Genomic DNA, 20,114 nt, shown 5'->3' with positions numbered 1-20,114 from the left:
ACAAACGAGAGGCTGAGGAATACGCGCAGGTCCCTCGATCGCCTCCGGAGGGGCCGCCGCGTTCGAGGCGATTGGGAGCAATCCGTTGCGCGCACGACACTCTCTTGGAAAGACCGACATCCGCATAGTGCCATGCTCGGCCCATTGATGCGCGTCGGATACCACGCCTTCCTGGCTCCGCACCCCAATAGCTGGATCCAGGCGCGCGGCGTCATCCAAGAAGGACCCGATTGCGCCCCTCCTCCTTGGCGCGGTACATCATCTTGTCGGCACGCTTCAGGACCGCATCCAGGCTGTCCTGAGGGCCGAAGCTGGTTACGCCGAACGAGGCCGTGACGCGAACCCCGGCGATCGGTTCGCGGGCAATCGCCTCCCGACAACGCTCGGCAAGGTGCAGGGCGCCCTCGCGGCCGATCTCCGGCGCCACGATGAGGAACTCCTCCCCTCCCCAGCGAGCGACGGAATCCGGCTCGCGCACCGAAGATCGCAGGATTCGTGCAATGCCGGCGATCACGGCATCACCGATCGCATGACCATGGTTATCGTTTACCGCCTTGAAGTGATCGATATCCATTCCGATCACAGCGACCGGCACGCCGTAGCGCCGGACCGAGGCGGCATGCCGCTGCAGCACGGACTCGGCCGCCCGCCGATTGGCCAGACCGGTCAGGGAATCGGTCTGCGCCGCCTGTTCCAGCGCCTCGCTGCGCACCAGAGCGTCTTTGACGGTATCGCGCATGGAGGTCGCGACACTGGCCAGGGCCAACAAGACAGCCAGAAACAGATGCACCCGCACCAGGTAGACGCCCGCATCGCGCGAAAGCTCGCCACGCAGCCACTCCCCTGCGGCACCGGAGGCGGCGATCAGGGTGGCAACCACGAGGATGGCCACTCCGGCCCGAAACCCCCGGCGATGCTCGAGCATCACGAACGCGGCCAGGATCACGATTCCAACCGCCCAGTAATGCCCGCCGGCCAGCACCAGAAGGTGCTCGTCCAGGGGGCCGCCCGCGTGGAAATGCCATGCGAGACGACTCAGAATCATCATAGCCACCATCGCCAGCATCCAGGCTTCCAGCCGCGGCAAGGCCTGTGGTGCCCGCCACACCGCTACGAACAGCGCGGCCAGGACGAACGCAAACAACGGATAGAGATACGCGAGGAAGACATCCCCCGGTGTGCGAACGGCCCAACTGAGCAGGAAGATCGCGATACCGGCGGGCAATACGACGAGATATACCCCCCGCTTGCGGGCCTCCACCCGTTCCGCCTCCGCTCGTGCGCTGCCGATCGCTTCGTCCTGCATTCCACCTTTCCTCATTCAGGCGTCACGAAGATACCCATCATGGGCCCTAGCCTGGCATCCACGCGCCGCCCCGAGGACAACGCTCCCAAAACGCGACCTGATTAGCAACGATCGTCAGCCAGTGGCGGGGCCCATTTGGGGACGTGCATGGCCCGCCCCGGGCCACTTTGATCCAGGCCTCCCCGGGAACATCACCCTCCCGAGCTCCGTTACCCCTGCCCTGTCATCCCGGTCGGAGCGCACCCCGATTGTGATCCCGGCAGTGGCGCCCCTCCCCGTCATCCCGGCCGTAGCGCAGCGCAGAGCCGGGATCTCCACACGCCGTTCTAGCCCCAACGTACGGGTCACTCATACCGTGGAGATCCCGGATAACCGCTGCACGGTTTCCGGGATGACGATGTAGGAGGCGCCTGGAGACCCGGGCCCGCACGGGCCTTGAGCCTGGCTGACGCTCGTTGCTGATCAGGAAACGCGAAAGGCCGCCTCGAGGGGCGGCCTTTCGCGAGTGCTGCAGTGATGGAGGCTGGGGTCGGAATCGAACCGGCGTACACGGATTTGCAATCCGCTGCATAACCACTCTGCCACCCAGCCTGTATCGGGTGGGTTTCGGCCCCACAGATGCTGGCGCATCTCCAGAGGCCGAAACAGAAAACCCCGGCGAACCGGGGTTTCAAAAATCTGTTGGAGCGGGAAACGAGATTCGAACTCGCGACCCCAACCTTGGCAAGGTTGTGCTCTACCAGCTGAGCTATTCCCGCTCTTCGTTATCGGCGCGTATTCTACCGCAGATTGCCCGCAGGTCAATACCCACGGTAGCCAATTGCCTCGGCGCCGTGCACTGCCCGGTCGAATACGACCACCTGGTTGCGCCCGGCGTTCTTGGCCACGTACATCGCCGCATCCGCCGCGCGCGACAAGGCGGGCCCGTCCGTCGCGTCCAGCGGAAACAAGGCGACCCCGATACTGCAGGAGATGTGCACCTCGGTCCCGTCGCAGTTGAACGGGTCCGCCAGCAGGGCTCGGATCTTCTCGCCGATCGCCGCGGCATGCGCCCGGCTCTCCTCCACCGACTGGAAGCGAGGCAGCATCACCACGAACTCGTCGCCCGCAATGCGCGCGGCCACATCACTGTCGCGCAAGGCACCGGACAGGCGCTGCGCCACCAGGCGGAGCAGCATGTCGCCCACCGCATGCCCGTGCTGGTCGTTGACCGGCTTGAATTCGTCCAGGTCCACGAACATCAGCGCAACCTGCTGACCCATTCGGCGAGCCCCCGTGAGCTCGTGATCGAGGATCTGGTAGAACAGGGTCCGATTGGGCAGGTCGGTCAACGGATCGTAATGCGCCAGGCGCTGCATATGCGCCTCGGTCTCCTTGCGCTCGGTGATGTCCCGAGCGATGCCGAGGAACGCCGTCACCCGGCCCGCGTCGTCGAGGACGGGCGAGACATTGCTGGTGTGCCAGCGGTAATGCCCGTCCTGGTGGCGGATGCGGTACTCGATGCCGCTTTCCTTCTTCCCGGTGTCCGCAATCCGTTGCAGGAACGCGTAACACGCGGGCAGATCCTCCGGGGCTACGTATTCGTCGATCGAGTGATCGATCGCCGCGCTGACCGGATGGCCGAGGTTCTCCGTCCAGTTGGGCGAGACGTAGGTGAGCACGCCGTCCGGGCGCAGCGAATAGATCACGTCGCTGGCGGTCTCGACGAAGGCACGGAACTGCGCCTCGCTCTGGCGCAGCTCCGCCTCGAGCTCCTTGCGCGTGGTGATATCGGTGGCGAAGCCGGTCCAGATGATCGTGCCATCCGCCAGCCGACGCGCGGTGTCATAGGCGGACAGCCAGATCACTGTGCCATCGCGGCACTCCATGCGGAACTCCTGAACCCAGGGCTCCGAATGCTCGGCCGATTCCATTGAGCTCCGCATCACCGCTTCGCGATCCTCGGGGTGGATACAGTCCAGCAATGGCGCCCCATCCTTCTTGAGGGCCCCACGATCCACACCGAACCAGCCCTCCACCACTTCACCCACGTAGGGAAAGTCGAAGTGCCCATCGGGCATCCTGCGCAATTGATAGACAAAACCCGGCAGCAGACCCTGAAGGGCCTCCAGGGTCTGCGTGTTGTCAAGATCAAGATCAGAAACGGGCATGGGCAGTCCACGCGCAGCACCGGGCAGGTGTCCGCAGTGTAGCCCCAAAGCCCCGGCCGACAAACACGCCGCCCCTTACTGCGAGCGTGCGGCCGCCAGCATGTACTGGATCATGGAGACCAGGGTCAGGGCGGCGGCCAGGTACAGCAGCCACTCGCCGATCACGAACGTCGGCAGGCCGACAATGGGCTCGGCCCACAGCAGCAGGAAGATCGCCACCATCTGCGCGGTGGTCTTCACCTTGCCCACCCACGACACCGCCACCTTGGCGCTGCCGCCGACCTCGGCCATCCACTCGCGCAGCGCGGAGATCGCGATCTCGCGCCCGATGATGACGATCGCGGCCAGAGCAATGCCGAGTTCGGGGTTGTGGTCCACCACCAGCACCAGGGCCGCGGCGACAATCAGCTTGTCCGCCACTGGATCGAGGAATGCCCCGAACCGACTGGTCACCTCCCAGCGCCGGGCCAGATAGCCGTCCAACCAGTCGGTCACGCCCGCCAGGGCGAAGATGATGGCCGCCACGATTCCGCCCTGCGGCATGGACAGGCCGTAGAACGCGAGCACCAGTAACGGGATCATCACGATCCGCGACCAGGTCAGCCAGGTGGGCAATTGGGGAAACATGGCAGTGGCTCAACTCTCGTGAAACTGGTCGTAAATCGCCTGCGCGAGCCGGCGGTGAATCCCCGGCACCTTGGTCAGCTCCTCGACCCCGGCCCGGCTGACCCCGCGCAGGCCACCAAAGTGCTTCAACAGTGCGCTGCGACGCTTCGGCCCCAGCCCCGGGATCGCCTCCAGGGTGGACTCCTTGCGCGCCTTGGCACGGCGGGCGCGGTGCCCGGTGATCGCAAAGCGGTGGGCCTCGTCGCGGATCTGCTGGATCCAATGCAGCGCACCCGAATGCGCGGGGAGTATAGAGGGCGCCTCTACCCCGCTCAATATCAGGGTTTCCATGCCCGCCTTGCGATCCTCGCCCTTGGCCACGCCCACGACCTTGATGTGGTCCAGCCCGAGGTCGGCCAGCACGTTCAGCGCCTGGGTCACCTGGCCCTTGCCGCCATCGATGAACAGGATATCCGGTTCCTGCCCCTCGCCCTTCTTCAGCCGTGCAAAGCGCCGGCTGAGCGCCTGATGCATGGCCGCGTAGTCATCGCCCGGTTCGATCCCCTCGATGTTGAAGCGCCGATAATCCGACTTGATCGGCCCTTCCGGCCCGAACACGACGCAGGAGGCCACCGTGCCCTCACCGCCGGTGTGCGAGATGTCGAAGCACTCCATGCGCTTGGGCGTCTCCTCCAGGCCCAACTCGCTGGTCAGCGCATCGAGGCGCGCCGTCTGTCCCGCCTGGCTGGCAATCCGGGTCTTCAGGGCCAGTTCGGCATTGCGCCGCGCCATGTCCAGCCAGCGTGCGCGGTCACCGCGCAGCGACCAGGCCAGGGCAACCTTGCCGCCCCGCCGCTCGGCCAGGTAAGCCTCCAGGGTCTCGGCGCCCTGCGGCTCGTGCGACAGCAGGATGCGCGCCGGCGGCTCGCGTTCCGCGTAGTACTGGGCCAGCACCGCGGCCATGATCTCGTCAGTCTCGGTCGCCTCCGGCACGTTCGGGAACAGCTCGCTGTTGCCCAGGTTCTGGCCGTTGCGCACGAAGAAGATCTCCACCGCGCAGGTCCCCGCCTCCTGTGCCAGGGCGAATACGTCGGCATCCCCCTCGCCGCCGGAGACGAACTGCTGTTCGGAGATCTGGCGCAGCCGTGCGATCTGGTCGCGCAGGCGCGCGGCATGCTCGAAGTCCAGGCGCATCGAGGCCGCCTCCATGCGCTCCATCAGCTCCTCGATCACCGCCTCGCTCTTGCCTTCGAGGAACTTGACCGATGCCTCGACGTCGCGCGCGTAGTCCTCCGGCGAGATGTAGCCGACACAGGGCGCGGTGCAACGCCCGATCTGGTACTGCAGGCAGGGGCGCGAACGGTGCGCGAACACGCTGTCCTCGCACTGGCGCACCTGGAAGAGCTTCTGCAGCAGCGCCAGGCTTTCGCGCACCGCGCCGGCCGAGGGGTACGGCCCGAAGTAGCGCATGCCCTTCTTGCGCGCGCCGCGATGAAACCCCAGGCGCGGGTATTCCTGGTTCGAGACGTAGATGTAGGGGTAGCTCTTGTCGTCACGCAGCAGCACGTTGTAGCGCGGCCGGTGACGCTTGATCAGGTTGGCCTCCAGCAGCAACGCCTCGGCCTCGGTATGCGTCACCGCGACACGGATATCCGCGATCTGCCGCACCATCGAGCGGATGCGCGGGCCGCGGTCGTCGCTCCCACGGAAATAGCTGGGCACCCGGCTCTTCAGGTTGCGCGCCTTGCCGACGTACAGCACGTTCCCGGCCGCATCCAGCATCTGGTAGACGCCGGGCGACTGCGTCAGCGTCTGCACAAAGCGCTTGTGATCGAATCCGGTTTCGGAGGTACTCATGATCGTTTCAGGATACCCGAACTCCCCCGCCGCCCGGCATAGCCCGCGTGCGAGCCCGGCGATGTTCGGGCTATCCTGATACTCAGTTTGTCTCTTGCCTCCCGCCCCGGAGGCCAACGTCTCGAGAGGGTCGAACCATGGACATCGCCGAACAGATCTATCAGGAGGCCAAGCGCCTGCCGGAGCCCCTCTCGCGCGAGGTGCTCGATTTCATTGGTTATCTGGAGGCCAAGCACGGTTTGAGTGACACCCCGATCGAAGACCTCAAGAAGGCGCAGGAGACGACACTGGGACCGATTTGGGACACCCCCGAGGACGAGGTCTGGGATGACCGCTGAGCCGGGGGCCATCGTTGCAATCCCATTCCCCTTTTCGGACCTGACGACCCGCAAACGCCGCCCCGTTTTGGTCCTTTCCGAGGTCGATCGCTTCGGAGATTTTGCTGCTCTCGCGGTCACGTCGGCACCGACCCGCACTCATGCGGTCGAAATCACCTCCGAGGTGCTGACAGAGGGTTCTCTTCCCAAAACGAGTTGGGTCCGCTACGACAAGATCTTCACCCTCAGTAGCCGACTGATCACCCATCAGTACGCAAAACTGGGAGAACCAACCTTTGCAGATATCCGCGCCCACTTTTGCCGCCACTTCGGGTGCTGATCGCATAAGTAGTTGACCGCCTCGCCGGCCCCGCCGATTGCCACGGCGCCTTAAGCGCCTCGCAATGACTGGAAGATTTGACCTCCGACGCGAATATCTACGCGAGGTAGGTGCGAATGCGGGCGAAGAGTTCGGCGAACATGGCGGGAGTCAGGCGGCGGGTTTGGGTGTTGTAGCGCGAGCAGTGGTAGGAGTCGATCAGACGGGTGTGCGCATCCAGCTCGTGTTCGGCGCCGTGGCCAAAGCGCAGACTGGACAGCGGCAGGCCCTTCGCGCGCAGGATGGCGTCGTGGGCGATCTTGCCCAACGCCAGAATCACCCGCGGCTGCATCGCCGCCATCTCGGCGGCGAGGAACCCGTTGCAGGTGCGGATCTCTTCGGTCGTCGGCTTGTTCTGCGGCGGGAGGCATTTGACCGCGTTGGTGATGCGGCAGTCGATTAGCTCCAGATCGTCGTCCGCGCGCACGCTCTCCGGTGCACTGGCGAAGCCGTGTTCGTGCAGGGTCTGATACAGGAGCACACCGGCATAGTCGCCGGTGAACGGGCGCCCGGTGGCGTTGGCCCCGTGCATACCGGGTGCCAGGCCAACGATCAGCAGCCGCGCATCCAGCGGGCCGAAGGACGGCACAGGCGCGGCGTGATACTCGGGGTGCTTCGCCCGCACGTCCTCCAGAAAGCCCGCCAGGCGCGGGCAGGCGCGGCAGTGCGCGGCGAAGATCTCGCTAGGAGGCATCCGGCCACTCGCGATAGGGATTCCGGGCGAGTTCGGTGTTGTAGTAGCGCGGGTCGTGCGAGACCTCCTCGCCCAGCCAGTCCGGACGCGGGAATTCGGCGTCGCTGCTCGGCAACTCCAGCTCGGCCACGATCAGGCCTGCATTGGCGCCCTCGAACACGTCGACCTCGTATTCCCAGCCCTCGACGTTCACCCAGTGGCGGGTCTTTTCGACCTGCGGGCCAGCCAGCGTGTCCAGCAGGCGGTGGGCCTCGTCCACGGGGATCTCGTACTGGTATTCGTCGCGTTCCACGCCGAGGGTCGCGCTCTTGATGTTGAGGTTGGCACCGCCCTCGTCCACTCGCACGCGGATGGACGCGCGGTCGTTGCCGCACAGGTAGCCCTGGCGCATGCGCTGCGCACGCACGACACGGTCACGCCAGGCATCACTGGCCAGCAGGAATTTGCGTTCGATCTCGCGGCCCATGCCGAATGCTCCTTGTGTTTCCCCAGGACGCCGAGGACCCTCCCGGTCGATCGCCACGGCGCTGCGCGCCTCGCGATGACGCGTCCGCGGACCCCGGTTACATCCGGATGAGCGCGGAGCCCCAGGTGAATCCGCCGCCAAAGGCCTCGGTCAGGATCAGGTCACCCTTCTTGATGCGACCATCGCGCACGGCGGTATCCAGCGCCAGCGGGATGGACGCGGCCGAGGTGTTGCCGTGGCGATCCACCGTGACCACGACGTTGTCCATGGACATGTTCAGCTTCTTCGCGGTCGCCTGAATGATGCGGATGTTCGCCTGGTGCGGGACCAGCCAGTCCAGCTCGGATTTGTCGATCCCGTTGTACTCGAGGGTCTCGTCGACGATCTGGTCCAGGGTATTCACTGCCACGCGGAAGACGGCTCGGCCTTCCATGCGAATGAAGTCGAGATCCGGGTTGCTGTCCGGCTGCGACACGCCCCCCGGCACCTCCAGCAGGCTCTTGTGGTGGCCGTCGGCATGCAGGTGCGTGGAGATGATGCCCGGGTCCGGCGAACGCGACAGGATCACGGCACCCGCACCGTCGCCCCACAGGATGCAGTTGCCGCGGTCGGTGTAGTCGGTAATGCGCGAGAGCGTCTCCGCCCCCACGACCAGCACGTGCCGGATCTCGTCGCTCTGCATGAAGCGGTCGGCAGTGGCCAGGGCGTACACGAACCCACTGCACACCGCCTGGATATCGAAGGCCGGACAGCCCCCCACACCCAGCTTGGCCTGCAGGATGCACGCGGTGCTGGGGAAGATCTGATCGGGGGTGGTGGTTGCGACCAGGATCAGGTCGAGGTCGGCGGCGCGGATGCCGGCGGCGTCCATTGCGCGCTCGGCGGCCTTCAGCGCGAGATCCGAGGTCACCTCGTTCTCGGCGACGATATGCCGCTCGCGGATTCCGGTGCGGTCACGGATCCAGGCATCCGAGGTATCGACCATCGCCTCCAGCTCGGCGTTGGTCAGGATGCGCTCGGGCAAGTAGCTCCCGGTCCCGCTGATGCGTGCATGCTTCACTCGCTTGTCTCCTGGCCCAGGAGCTGGCCAAGCTGCTTGTCGATCCGACTCGAGATGTTCGCCTCGGCCTCGATGCGGGCAATGCGGATCGCGTGCTCGAAGGCCAGCTCGTCGGCGCTGCCGTGGCTCTTGATCACCACGCCCTGCAGGCCCAGCAGCGAAGCGCCGTTGTAGCGGCGGTGGTCGAACCGATGACGGATCCGGCGCAGTACCGGCAGGGCGAACAGGCCGGACAATCGAGAAAACACCGATGCATCGAACTCCGCCTTCATTTTGGAGGAGATCATCTTGGCTACGCCTTCGCTGATCTTCAGCGCGACGTTGCCGACAAAGCCGTCACAGACCACCACGTCCACGTCGCCACAGTAGACATCGTTCCCCTCGACGAAGCCGATGTAGTTGAGGCTGGATTCTTCCAGCATGCGGCCGGCCTCGCGCACGCGGTCATTGCCCTTGATCGCCTCGGAGCCGATGTTCAGCAGGCCGACCCGCGGGGCCTCCAGGCCGTCCACCGCATTCGCCAGCACCGATCCCATCACCGCGAACTGATACAGATGCGCGGCCTCGACATCCACATTGGCGCCCAGGTCGAGCATGTGGGTATGCCCGTTCATCGACGGCAGGGCCGTGGCGATGGCCGGGCGATCGATGCCGGGGAGGGTCTTCAGGACGTACCGCGCAGTGGCCATCAGACCACCCGTATTGCCGGCGGAGACGCAGGCCTGGGCCGCCCCGTTCTTCACCTGGTCAATGGCGACCCGCATCGAGGAGTCGCGCTTGGTGCGCAGGGCCACGGCCGGCAGCTCGTCCATGCCGACCACCTGGCTGGCATGCACCATCTCGACCCGCTCGCGTTCGCTCGCGGACCAGCCGGATATCCCGGACTCGATGGTCTCCTGGTCACCGACCAGCAGCAGGCGGAAATCGTCTGCGACCTTCAGTGAACGGCGCGCAGCCGGAAGGATGACGGACGCACCGTGGTCGCCGCCCATCACGTCCAGTGCGATGGTAAAACTGGCAGTCATGCTCGGGCCCGACGGACGACCGCACAGCGGCCGTATTCAAACGCGGAAAGGCCACGGCGCAAACGCAGCCGTGGCCCCGGGACGATCATTCCCTGGACCTTAATCTTCGTCTTCGTCGACTTCGACGGCCTGCTGGATCACCTGACGACCGCGGTAGAAACCATCCGGAGTCATGTGGTGACGACGATGGATCTCGCCGGTGGTCGGGTCGGTCGACAGAGTAGCGCCCGTCAGACTGTCGTGGGAGCGGCGCATATCGCGCTTGGAACGAGTCTTGCGGCGTTGCTGAACAGCCATGATGCATCTCCAGATTGATCAAAATCCCGTGGCGACGGGAGTGAGCCCGGTATCAAATCGGGCGCAAGTATAACGGTTCGGCCCGGACAATGCCCCGGCCGGCGCTCACGTCATGAGCCGCCCCGGTCCGGGCCGCCCTTCTTGAGTTGTTCGAGCACCGCGAACGGATTCTCGGCGCCCTCGCCTTCCTCGAATTCGGCCCCGGCGGCGGGTTCGCAGTCCGCATGGCGCGGCACCAGTGGCCACGCCAGCAGGATCTCTTCCTCGACCCATGCCGCGGGGCGCAACAGGCCATCCGCCTCGAGAGCGACAAAGTCATCGCCCTCGCTCATGCCGGCCGGAGTGCCTTCCGGTGGTAGCAGCACGGCATCCGGTTCGAGGCGGAATTCCCATGCCATCGGCTGCAGGCAGCGCTGGCAGGTCTGCCACAGCTCGCCGGTAATCGTCCCGCTCAGCCGTATCTCGTCCAGCGCCCCGCGTTCCAGCTGGAATTGCGCGTGCACCCGCAACGGGTGTCCCGGCAGGGCATCGGCACGCAACCGCGGCAGCTCTTCCGCACGCAGGTCACCCTCGAATTCCAGGTGCCGCGCACGCGGTTGCCACGGGTCAAGAGAAACGGGGATGCGACTCATAAACGGCTCGGTTGCAAGGGCGCGGAATATACGCGCGCGAGGGCGATCTGTCAAAGCGAAACAGAAACTTGCAGCCGCCCCAAACGACGTCGATACTCGGGTTGTCATCGACCTGCCCGGGGCCTTCCGTTTGATTCGCAAGCTGCTCATTGCCAACCGGGGCGAAATCGCCGTGCGCCTGATCCGGGCATGCAGCGAACTGGGGATCATCTCGGTCGCGGTCTATACCGATGCCGACCGCCACGCCCTGCACGTGAAGAAGGCCGACGAGGCCTACGCCATCGGCCCGGACTCCATGGGCGGGTACCTCAGCATCCATCGCCTGATCAGCGTCGCGCGCGCCGCCGGCTGTGACGCGGTGCACCCGGGCTACGGCTTCCTCTCCGAAAACCCCGACTTTGCCGCGGCCTGCGCCGCCCGCGACCTGATCTGGGTCGGCCCGGATGCGTCGGTGATCCGCCGCATGGGCGACAAGGTGGCCGCGCGCCGGGCGATGATCGAGGCCGGGGTGCCGGTCACACCCGGCTCGGAGGGCAACCTGGAGGGCGTCACCGCGGCGCTGGAGGTGGCCGAGCGCATCGGCTACCCGGTGATGCTCAAGGCCACCAATGGCGGCGGCGGACGCGGCATTCGCCTGTGCGAGGATGCCGCCGCTCTGGAGCACAACTTCGAGCGCGTGCGGTCCGAGGCCACCCGTGCCTTCGGCAGTACCGAGATCTTCCTCGAGAAGGCCGTGGTCAATCCGCGACACATCGAGGTGCAGATCCTCGGCGATGCCCACGGCCATGCGATCCACCTGTTCGAACGCGACTGCTCGGTGCAGCGCCGCCACCAGAAGCTGGTGGAGATCGCCCCCTCGCCACAGCTGGACGAGGCGCAGCGCCAGTATCTGGGCGAGTTGGCGGTGCGCGCCGCGCTCGCCGTCGGCTACCAGAACGCCGGCACCGTCGAGTTCCTGATGGACGCAGATGATTCGTTCTATTTCATGGAAATGAACACACGACTTCAGGTAGAACATCCAGTTACTGAGATGATCACCGGGGTCGACATCGTGCAGGAACAGCTGCGCATCGCCGCCGGCGAGCCGCTGCGCTACGAACAGTCGCAGATCACCCGCCGCGGCTATGCGATGGAGTTCCGCATCAACGCGGAAGACCCGAAGAACGACTTCCTGCCGAGTTTCGGCCGCATCACCCGCTACTTCGCCCCGGGCGGCCCGGGCGTGCGCACCGACGGGGCCATCTACACCGGCTACACCATCCCGCCGCATTACGACTCGATGTGCGCCAAGCTGATCTGCTGGGCCCTGGAGTGGGACGACCTGCTGGCCCGCGCCAATCGTGCCCTGCGGGACATGGGCGTGTTCGGGGTCAAGACCACCATCCCGTTCCACCTGGCCATCGTTGACCACCCGACCTTCCGCAGCGGGCACTTCGATACCGGGTTTGTCGCGGCCCACCCGGAGCTGACGCACTTCCCCGGCAAGCGCTCGGACCGCCAGCTGGCGGTGGCCGTTGCCGCAGCCCTCGCCGCCCACCACGGGTTATAACCCCGGCCACCGGACTGACCATGGATCGAGTTCACATCACCGATGTCACCCTGCGCGACGGCCACCAGAGCCTGATCGCCACGCGCATGCGCACCGAGGACATGCTGCCAATCTGCGAGCAGATGGACGCCATCGGCTTTCACTCGCTGGAGGCCTGGGGCGGTGCCACCTTTGATGCCTGCGTGCGGTTTCTCAAGGAGGACCCCTGGGAGCGGCTGCACCAGCTGCGGGCCGCGCTGCCGAACACCCCCCTGCAGATGCTGCTGCGCGGACAGAACCTGCTCGGCTATCGCCACTACGCCGACGACGTGGTGCGCGCCTTTGTCGAGCGCTCGGTCGCCGGTGGCATCGACATCATCCGCATCTTCGACGCGATGAACGACGCGCGAAACCTGCGCACCGCGATCGAGGCCACCCGCGAAGCCGGCGGCCATGCCCAGGGCACGCTCTGCTACACCACCGGACCGGTGCATTCGGCCGCCGAATTCGTCGCCCTGGGCCGCGAGCTGGTCGCGATGGGCGCGCAGAGCATCGCGATCAAGGACATGGCCGGGCTACTCACCCCCAGCGCCACCCGCGAGCTGGTCACCGAGCTGGTGGATGCCCTGGACGTGCCGATCCACCTGCACGCCCACGCCACATCGGGGCTGTCCGAGCTGTGCCACTGGCAGGCCATCGAGGCCGGCTGCCGGCATATCGAGACCGCGATCTCGGCATTCGCCGGGGGCACCAGCCACCCGCCAACGGAGAGCCTGGTCGCCGCCCTCGCCGGCACCGAGCACGACACGGGCCTGGATCTGGTCGCGCTGCAGAAGATCGGGCTGTACTTCCACGAGGTGCGCAAGAAGTACCAGCGCTTCGAGAGTGAGTACACCGGCGTCGACACCCGGGTGCAGATCAACCAGGTGCCCGGCGGGATGATCTCCAACCTGGCGAACCAGCTGCGTGACCAGAACGCGCTGGATCACTTTGATGCGGTGCTGGAAGAGATCCCCCGGGTCCGCGAGGACCTGGGCTACCCGCCGCTGGTCACCCCCACCTCGCAGATCGTCGGCACCCAGGCGGTGATGAACGTCCTCGCCGGGGAGCGCTACAAGACCATCACCAACGAGGTGAAGCAATACCTGACCGGGCACTACGGCCGGGCGCCCGGCCCGATCAACAGCGTCGTGCGGCAACAGGCCATCGGCAATGCCGATGTCATCGATTGCCGCCCGGCCGACCTGCTGAAGCCGGAGATGGCTACCCTGACTGACGAGATCGGAGACCTCGCCCGGGGCCCGGAGGATGTCCTGACCTTCGCCCTGTTCCCCGAGGTAGGACGGCAATTCCTGGAGCAGCGCCGCGACGGCACGCTCAGCCCGGAACCGCTCAACCTGCCGGAGAACACCCAGGCCGGCTGCCCGGCCCCGGTGGAGTTCAACGTCACCTTCCACGGCGAGACCTACCACATCCAGGTCAATGGCTCCGGCCATCACCGGGAGGACACCCGCCCGATGTACGTGACGGTCGACGGGATGCCGGAAGAGGTTCAGATCGAGACCCTGGACAGCATCGAGACCGCCGGCAACGGCGGCGCCGAACGCAGCCGCGGGGGCAGCGGAGGCAAGAAGTCGCGCCGTGCGACCCGGCCGGGCGACGTCACCACCTCCATGCCCGGCACCATCATCGACGTGCTGGTGGCCGAGGGCGACCAGGTCGAGGCCGGGCAACCGGTGCTGGTACTGGAGGCGATGAAGATGGAATCCGAGATCGCTGCACCCGTGTCCGGCACGGTCACCGCAGTGAACATCACCAAGGGGGCCGCCGCCAATCCGGACGACGCCCTGATCGAGATCGACGGCGACGATGGCTGATACCGCACGAAGACTGGTCCTCGCCTCCACCTCGCGCTATCGCGCCGAACTGCTGGAGCGGCTGCATCTGCCATTCGAGACCGCGCGCCCGGCGGTGGACGAGACCCCGCTGGCGCATGAATTGCCCGAGGCGATGGTGGCACGCCTGGCCGAGGCCAAGGCCCGGGCGGTCGCCGATGTCTATCCCGACCATCTGGTCATCGGCTCCGACCAGAACGCCAGCCACGCCGGGCAGGTCCTCGGCAAGCCCGGCGACAGCGTCCACGCCGAGGCGCAACTCGCGGCGCTGTCCGGGAAAACGGTTACGTTCCACACCGGCCTGTGCCTTCTGGACACGGCCACCGGGAAGGTGCGGACAGGCCAGGTCCCGTTCACCGTGACCTTCCGCGAGCTGAGCGCCGAGGAGATCCGGCGCTACGTTGCACTGGACCAGCCGCTGGACTGTGCCGGCAGCTTCAAGTCCGAGGGGCTGGGCATCAGCCTGTTCGCGCGCATGAGCGGCGACGACCCGACCGCGCTGGTGGGGCTACCACTGATCACCCTCGGAACCTGGTTGCGCGAAGCAGGGGTGGCCGTCCCGCCCGCAGCGGCCTGAACACCGGCCCGACAACGCCCAAGAACGGGCGCGCGCACGGCGTTGCGGCTCCCTTGTGCAGGATGACTGCACGGCAGTCACCGCGCCTTGTTCGCACGCAAAAGCGACTCGAGCGCGTACATTAATCAGTGTTTCCCTAGCCCCAGTCGTTCCGCGGCTTGTGCGCCAGGACCTGCACCACCGCGCCGCGCCCGGTGTGGAAACGCCCCTCGATCACGTCGCGTTCGCGTTCCACGGCCTCTTCGAACTCCAGCCCTTCCAGTTCCTCGGTCAGCGCCTCCCGCGTCATCATCAACTCCGCAGTGGGCGGACCTCCCGTGCCCCATTCGAGTTGCGCCGGCGTATAGGCCTCGAGGATGAACACCCCGCCCGGGCGCAGGCCCGCGACCACCTCGGCGTGAAGGCGGCGCCGAACGTCCGGTGGCAAATGGCAAAAAATCGATACGATCAGATCCCAGGAGTCCGGCTCGATCGCGTAATCGGCGAGATCCGCCACCAGGGTCTCGATCTGTACCTCCCGGTCCTCGGCCAGGCGCTGGGCCTTCTGCAGGCCGACCGCGGAGCTGTCCACCGCCAGCACGTCGAAACCCTGCTGCGCCAGGAACACCGCGTTGCGGCCCTCCCCCTCGGCCAGGCACAGGGCCCGCCCGCGCGGCACGTTGGCCACTGCCGCGCGCAGAAAATCATTCGGTTCAGTGCCGTAGACGTAGTCGTCCTCGGCGTAACGTTCATCCCACATCCCTGCTCTCCTTCCGTTCCCGGGAATCTGTCCATTCGCGCCGTCTTCCAGGCACTCCTGACGTGGCGCGTGCTTGCGCTCGCGCGATTGCCGGAACCCCGGCTTTACCCTACTCTTGCGCGTCCCCAAGGACTCCAACGATCTTCGACACCATGAGCGAAACCCCCACGCTGCGCGCACGCCTGGAACACTTTATCGAGGCCCGGCTGACCCAGCGCTTCATCATTGGCCTGATCCTGCTGAACGCCCTGACCCTGGGGCTCGAGACCTCGGACACCGTAATGGGCTGGATGGGCCCGGTGATCCTGAGTGCGGACGCCATCATCCTGTCGATCTTCACCGCCGAAGTGCTGGCCAAGCTGTTCGTCTACCGCCTGCGGTTCTGGCGCAACCCGTGGAACGTGTTTGATTTCTTCGTGGTGGGGATCGCACTGATCCCGGCCTCGGGGCCATTTTCGGTGCTGCGCGTGCTGCGTCTGTTGCGCCTGGTCTCCATGGTGCCGAAGCTGCGCTTCATCGTGGAGGCGCTGCTGCGGGCGATCCCCGGCATCATCTCCATCATGGGATTGCTGGTGCTGATCTTCTACGTGTTCGCGATCATCGCTACCGGCCTGTTTGGTGAATCCTTCCCGCAGAAGTTCGGCACGCTCGGCGCCACCATGTACAGCCTGTTCCAGGTGATGACGCTGGAGGGCTGGTCCGAGGACATCGCCCGCCCGGTGATGGACATCTACCCCTGGGCCTGGGCGTTCTTCGTGCCCTTCATCCTGATCGCCACCTTCACCGTGCTGAACCTGTTCATCGCCATCATCGTGGACGCCATGCAGCGCATGCACGACCGCTCGATGGAGATCGAGCAGCAGATGATCCATGACAGCGTGCACGAAGAGAACCAGGCCCTGCACGCGGAGATCCACGAGATACAGCAGGAAACCCTCAAGCTCCAGGAACGCCTGACCCGCATGCAGACCATGCTGGAGAAGCGCGTGCGGTGATCCGGCGCGAAACCTCCCGTCCGTTGTGATGCGAACGGGAGGTTTCGTGTGCAAGCACCCTCCCACAGGGGCCAGGAAAGGCCCCGCGGGCCCGGCGAGATCAGGCGCTGACGGCGGCTGACTCCACGGCGCGCTCGCCCAGGCGGCGGCCCGTGGCGTTGAGCACGGCCTGCAGGGTGGCGGCCGTGGTGTCCTCGCCCAGGGCGACGCCCACGGAGCGTTCGCCATCGACCTGCACATCCACGGCGGCCATGGCGCGCGCCTCGGTGCCGGACTCCATCGCGTGCTCGTCGAAATGGGTGACCTTCACCTGCACGCCACGCTCGGCCTCCATGGCGGAGGTCAGCGCCGCAACCGCGCCGTGGCCCTCGCCCCGCAGGCGGGATTCACGCCCGGGCGGTCCCATGGTCGCATCCAGCCGCACCACAGGACCGTCCTTCTCGATCTCGTAACGCACCAGATCCCAGCCGGTAACCGGCGTCAGGTAATGCTTTTCGAACAGCTCGTGGATGCGCTTCGAGGAGACCTCGATCTGCGAGGTCTCGGCATCCTTCTGCACGATGCGGGCGAACTCGATCGCCAGCCAGCGCGGCAATTCGATGCCGTAGTCGCGCTCCAGCACATGCGTGACCCCACCCTTGCCGGACTGGCTGTTGATACGCACGACCTCCTCGTAACGCCGGCCCAGATCGCTCGGGTCGATCGGCAGGTAGGGCACGTTCCAGTGGCCGCCCCTCTCCTTGTAATGCGCCAGGCCCTTGCGGATCGCGTCCTGGTGACTGCCGGAAAAAGCGGTGTAGACCAGCTCGCCCGCCCACGGGTGGCGCGGGTTGATGGGCATGTCGGTGCACTCCTTGTACACGTCCATCAGCCGCTCCATGTCGGACAGGTCAATGGTCGGGTCAATGCCCTGCGAGTACAGGTTCATGCCGACGGTGACCAGATCCATGTTGCCGGTGCGCTCGCCATTGCCGAACAGCGTGCCCTCCAGGCGATCGGCCCCGGCCAGCAGGCCCAGCTCGGCCGCGGCCACACCGGTGCCCCGGTCGTTGTGCGTATGCAGCGACACGCAGAAATGCTCGCGGTACTGCACGTGGTCGCAGAACCACTCGACCTGGTCGGCAAAGACGTTCGGCGTGGCGGACTCGACCGTGGCCGGCAGGTTGATCACGACCTTCTGGCCCTGGTCCGGGCGCCAGATCGCATTCACCGCATCGACCACCTCGACCGCGAAGTCCAGCTCGGTGGTGGAGAAGCTCTCCGGCGAGTACTGGAAGATCCAGTCGGTCTGGGGGTACTTCGCCGCGTAATCCCGCACCCAGCGTGCACCGTTCTCGGCAATGCCGCGCACGCCGTCGCGATCCATGCGGAAGACCTGCTCGCGCTGCGCCGGGTTGGTGGAGTTGTACACGTGCACCACCGCGCGCGGGGCGCCCTCCAGCGCCGCGAAGGTCTTCTGGATCAAGTCCTCGCGCGCCTGGGTCAGCACCTGGATGTACACGCCCTCGGGGATGCGGTCTTCATCGATCAGGCGGCGGGTAAAGTCGTAGTCGATCTGCGAGGCGGCCGGGAAGCCGATCTCGATCTCGGTCAGACCGATTTCCACCAGCACCTCGAAGAAGCGCATCTTCTGTTCCACGCTCATCGGGTGCACCAGCGCCTGGTTGCCGTCACGCAGATCCACCGCGCAGAAACGCGGGGCGGCCGTGGTGCGCTGGGCCGGCCAGCGCCGATCGGACTTGTCGATCGGCGGGAACGGGGCGTACTTGGTGTGATCGAAGGCCATCGTGTTCGTCTCCTGTAAGGGGCGCGGCCTCGCCGTGTGGTCGGGTGCCGCGCTCCGGATTTCTATCTGTGCATTATCCTAACGCATTGTCCCCGGCATAACCTTGCGTTTTTCCCTAAGAACGCAATAGTTGCGCACTATCCTTGCGCAATAAAGCCACTCTAGAGCAATATTCAACCATGAAACCCGAACCACACCGACTCGACCGCTATGACCGCCGCATCCTCGAGATCCTGCAGGAGGATGCGAGCCTGTCCAATCAGGCCCTGGCCGATCGCGTGGGGCTCAGCCCCTCCCCCTGCCTGCGTCGGGTGCGTGCGCTGGAACAGGCCGGCGTCCTGTTGAGCCGCGTAGCCCTGCTGGATCGGCGCAGCCTGGGGTTGGAGCTGACCGCCCTGATCCATATCGGCATGGACCGCCACACCCCGGAGCGCTTCGCCCACTTCGAGGAGACCGTGGCGAGCTACCCCGAGGTCCAGCACTGCTACCTGATCACCGGCCAGTCGGCGGACTACATGCTGCAGGTGGTCGTCCCCGACATGGATGCCTACCAGGAATTCCTGCTGCGCCGCATCACCCGACTGGAGGGCGTGGACAGCGTCCATTCCAGCTTCGTGCTGCGCCGCGTGGTCGACCGCACCGCCCTGCCACTGGACTACACCCCCACCTGAATACCACCTCAAGACCCAGGGCGGATTGACCACGAAGGCACGAAGAAAGGCAAGGGCCGGCAGGATGTGATGAGCGGAGCGAATCGCATCGTGTAGCCATCCCAAGGGTGGCGAGGTTCCCGGATCGATGCGTTTCGCTTCGCTCAACAGCATCCTACGCCCGGGCCGCGACACCCCCTTGGGTTTTCTCCGTAATCCTCTGTGGCGCAACCGCCCTTGACCTTCTTCGGGCGCTTCGTGGTGGAACAAACCGGCTTCGATGAACCTTCTTTGGCTTTCTCCGTGCGCTCTATCGTGCAGTCGCCCTTGCCCTCCAGCGAACCACCCCTGTACTGTATATATAGACAGTAACTGGAGGGTGCCCCGTGTCGCTCACTGCACGCCAGCAAGCCATCTTCGACTACATCGCCGAGACCATCGCCACCCAGGGCACGGCACCGACCCGCAGCGAGATCGCACGGGCCTTCGGCTTCCGCTCGCCCTACGCGGCCGAGTGCCATCTGAAAGCCCTGGAGAAGAAAGGCGCGATCGAACTGCTGGGCGGCACCTCCCGCGGCATACGCCTGCCGGGTGCCGTCCGTGGCACACCGGCCGAACTCCCTCTGGTCGGGCGCGTCGCCGCCGGCTCGCCGATCCTCGCCACCGAGCATATCGAGCGCCACTACCGGGTCGACGACGCCCTGTTCCGCGCCCGCCCGGACTATCTCCTGCGCGTACACGGCGAGAGCATGCGCGACGCCGGCATCCTCGACGGCGACCTGCTGGCCGTGCGCCAGACCCCGGAGGCCCGGCCCGGCCAGATCGTGGTCGCCCGCATCGACGACGAAGTCACCGTCAAGCGCTTCGCGCAGGACGGCCCGAAGGTACGCCTGCTCCCGGAGAACCCCGACTTCGCCCCCATCGAGATCGACCTCGAGCGCCAGGACCTGGCCATTGAGGGAATCGGCGTGGGCGTGCTGCGCGATCTCGACCCGCAGGCCTAGGGAAACACTGACTCATGTACACACTCGCGTTGGAACCCCAGGTTTTCCGAGACAAGGCGCGTCGTGCAGCGGGTAGTGGTTCTACCCGTAAGCGGCGCAACGCAGGATCGGGAAACCTGGTGGGGTGCCAACCCCGCAAGCTATTGAAAGA

At 65.9% G+C, this 20,114-nt stretch carries 20 protein-coding genes and 2 tRNA genes; 8 read left to right on the top strand and 14 right to left on the bottom strand.

Features of this window, described 5'->3' with window-relative positions; genetic code table 11:
- Positions 1-211: 211 nt before the first annotated feature.
- The 6 genes from F622_RS0108785 to uvrC form a co-directional block, all read right to left on the bottom strand.
- Complete coding sequence (locus F622_RS0108785) at positions 212-1,306, bottom strand: diguanylate cyclase (RefSeq protein WP_019571740.1); 1,095 nt, start codon at positions 1,304-1,306, stop codon at positions 212-214.
- A gap of 517 nt (positions 1,307-1,823) precedes the next feature.
- A tRNA-Cys gene (locus F622_RS0108780) sits at positions 1,824-1,897 on the bottom strand.
- 91 nt (positions 1,898-1,988) lie between these two features.
- Positions 1,989-2,064: transfer RNA gene (locus F622_RS0108775), tRNA-Gly, on the bottom strand.
- Between the two features lie 42 nt (positions 2,065-2,106).
- The gene (locus F622_RS0108770; protein WP_019571739.1) at positions 2,107-3,456 is read right to left on the bottom strand and encodes a sensor domain-containing diguanylate cyclase; all 1,350 of its coding nucleotides are present in this window, start codon (positions 3,454-3,456) and stop codon (positions 2,107-2,109) included.
- Positions 3,457-3,531: 75 nt separating this feature from the next.
- Positions 3,532-4,083, bottom strand: coding sequence for a CDP-diacylglycerol--glycerol-3-phosphate 3-phosphatidyltransferase (pgsA, locus tag F622_RS0108765; protein WP_018170035.1), 552 nt, complete (start codon positions 4,081-4,083; stop codon positions 3,532-3,534).
- Positions 4,084-4,092: 9 nt separating this feature from the next.
- A complete protein-coding gene (uvrC, locus tag F622_RS0108760) occupies positions 4,093-5,919 on the bottom strand; it encodes an excinuclease ABC subunit UvrC (RefSeq protein ID WP_018938062.1) in 1,827 nt (608 codons plus the stop codon).
- Between the two features lie 137 nt (positions 5,920-6,056).
- On the opposite strand from uvrC, the gene F622_RS0108755 reads away from it, so the two are divergent.
- Together F622_RS0108755 and F622_RS0108750 are read left to right on the top strand one after the other, a co-directional pair.
- Positions 6,057-6,257 carry a DUF2281 domain-containing protein gene (locus F622_RS0108755; RefSeq protein ID WP_018144158.1) on the top strand — a complete coding sequence of 67 codons (201 nt, stop codon included), beginning with the start codon at positions 6,057-6,059 and terminating at the stop codon, positions 6,255-6,257.
- Positions 6,247-6,576 (top strand): type II toxin-antitoxin system PemK/MazF family toxin, encoded by a 330-nt coding sequence (locus F622_RS0108750; protein ID WP_018938063.1) that lies wholly within the window; start codon positions 6,247-6,249, stop codon positions 6,574-6,576. The genes F622_RS0108755 and F622_RS0108750 overlap by 11 nt, the downstream gene beginning before the upstream one ends.
- A 97-nt stretch (positions 6,577-6,673) precedes the next feature.
- On the opposite strand, the gene F622_RS0108745 is transcribed toward F622_RS0108750, so the two are convergent.
- The 6 genes from F622_RS0108745 to F622_RS0108720 all read right to left on the bottom strand — a co-directional run bounded on the left by F622_RS0108745 (position 6,674) and on the right by F622_RS0108720 (position 10,789).
- Complete coding sequence (locus F622_RS0108745; protein ID WP_019571738.1) at positions 6,674-7,309, bottom strand: uracil-DNA glycosylase; 636 nt, start codon at positions 7,307-7,309, stop codon at positions 6,674-6,676.
- Positions 7,299-7,775, bottom strand: a complete 477-nt coding sequence (locus tag F622_RS0108740) for a CYTH domain-containing protein (RefSeq protein ID WP_019571737.1) — start codon at positions 7,773-7,775, stop codon at positions 7,299-7,301. Before F622_RS0108740 ends, F622_RS0108745 begins: the two co-directional genes overlap by 11 nt.
- A gap of 97 nt (positions 7,776-7,872) precedes the next feature.
- On the bottom strand, positions 7,873-8,835 hold the full coding sequence (locus F622_RS0108735; RefSeq protein WP_018144161.1) for a beta-ketoacyl-ACP synthase III: 963 nt from the start codon (positions 8,833-8,835) through the stop codon (positions 7,873-7,875).
- Entirely contained in the window at positions 8,832-9,860 is a 1,029-nt protein-coding gene (gene plsX, locus F622_RS0108730) for a phosphate acyltransferase PlsX (protein ID WP_018144162.1), read from the bottom strand. Before plsX ends, F622_RS0108735 begins: the two co-directional genes overlap by 4 nt.
- Before the next feature lie 99 nt (positions 9,861-9,959).
- A complete protein-coding gene (gene rpmF / locus F622_RS0108725) occupies positions 9,960-10,157 on the bottom strand; it encodes a 50S ribosomal protein L32 (protein WP_018144163.1) in 198 nt (65 codons plus the stop codon).
- Between the two features lie 110 nt (positions 10,158-10,267).
- Entirely contained in the window at positions 10,268-10,789 is a 522-nt protein-coding gene (locus F622_RS0108720) for a DUF177 domain-containing protein (protein WP_018175778.1), read from the bottom strand.
- A gap of 130 nt (positions 10,790-10,919) precedes the next feature.
- Here F622_RS0108720 and F622_RS0108715 point away from each other — a divergent pair, with 130 nt between their 5' ends.
- The 3 genes from F622_RS0108715 to F622_RS0108705 are packed head-to-tail and all read left to right on the top strand — an operon-like array spanning position 10,920 to position 14,789.
- Positions 10,920-12,338 (top strand): acetyl-CoA carboxylase biotin carboxylase subunit, encoded by a 1,419-nt coding sequence (locus F622_RS0108715; protein ID WP_018144165.1) that lies wholly within the window; start codon positions 10,920-10,922, stop codon positions 12,336-12,338.
- Between the two features lie 20 nt (positions 12,339-12,358).
- Positions 12,359-14,194, top strand: a complete 1,836-nt coding sequence (gene oadA, locus F622_RS0108710; protein WP_019571736.1) for a sodium-extruding oxaloacetate decarboxylase subunit alpha — start codon at positions 12,359-12,361, stop codon at positions 14,192-14,194.
- Positions 14,187-14,789 (top strand): nucleoside triphosphate pyrophosphatase, encoded by a 603-nt coding sequence (locus tag F622_RS0108705; RefSeq protein ID WP_019571735.1) that lies wholly within the window; start codon positions 14,187-14,189, stop codon positions 14,787-14,789. Before oadA ends, F622_RS0108705 begins: the two co-directional genes overlap by 8 nt.
- 136 nt (positions 14,790-14,925) lie before the next feature.
- On the opposite strand, the gene F622_RS0108700 is transcribed toward F622_RS0108705, so the two are convergent.
- A complete protein-coding gene (locus F622_RS0108700) occupies positions 14,926-15,528 on the bottom strand; it encodes a bifunctional 2-polyprenyl-6-hydroxyphenol methylase/3-demethylubiquinol 3-O-methyltransferase UbiG (protein ID WP_018649965.1) in 603 nt (200 codons plus the stop codon).
- A gap of 152 nt (positions 15,529-15,680) precedes the next feature.
- On the opposite strand from F622_RS0108700, the gene F622_RS0108695 reads away from it, so the two are divergent.
- Complete coding sequence (locus tag F622_RS0108695; protein ID WP_018144169.1) at positions 15,681-16,523, top strand: ion transporter; 843 nt, start codon at positions 15,681-15,683, stop codon at positions 16,521-16,523.
- A 100-nt stretch (positions 16,524-16,623) separates the two neighbouring features.
- Here the strand turns inward: F622_RS0108695 and F622_RS0108690 are convergent, their stop codons facing one another.
- Positions 16,624-18,309: a 2-isopropylmalate synthase gene (locus F622_RS0108690; protein WP_019571734.1), complete on the bottom strand. Its 1,686-nt coding sequence runs from the start codon at positions 18,307-18,309 to the stop codon at positions 16,624-16,626.
- A gap of 179 nt (positions 18,310-18,488) precedes the next feature.
- On the opposite strand from F622_RS0108690, the gene F622_RS0108685 reads away from it, so the two are divergent.
- Together F622_RS0108685 and lexA are read left to right on the top strand one after the other, a co-directional pair.
- Complete coding sequence (locus tag F622_RS0108685) at positions 18,489-18,980, top strand: Lrp/AsnC family transcriptional regulator (RefSeq protein ID WP_018144171.1); 492 nt, start codon at positions 18,489-18,491, stop codon at positions 18,978-18,980.
- Positions 18,981-19,345: 365 nt separating this feature from the next.
- Complete coding sequence (gene lexA, locus F622_RS0108680; RefSeq protein ID WP_019571733.1) at positions 19,346-19,963, top strand: transcriptional repressor LexA; 618 nt, start codon at positions 19,346-19,348, stop codon at positions 19,961-19,963.
- Positions 19,964-20,114 lie beyond the last annotated feature (151 nt).

The organism is Thioalkalivibrio sp. ALMg3, from assembly GCF_000381225.1.
Lineage (GTDB): Bacteria > Pseudomonadota > Gammaproteobacteria > Ectothiorhodospirales > Ectothiorhodospiraceae > Thioalkalivibrio > Thioalkalivibrio versutus.
Note: the sequence above shows the minus strand (reverse complement) of the source record. Positions and strands in the feature narration are given on the sequence as shown.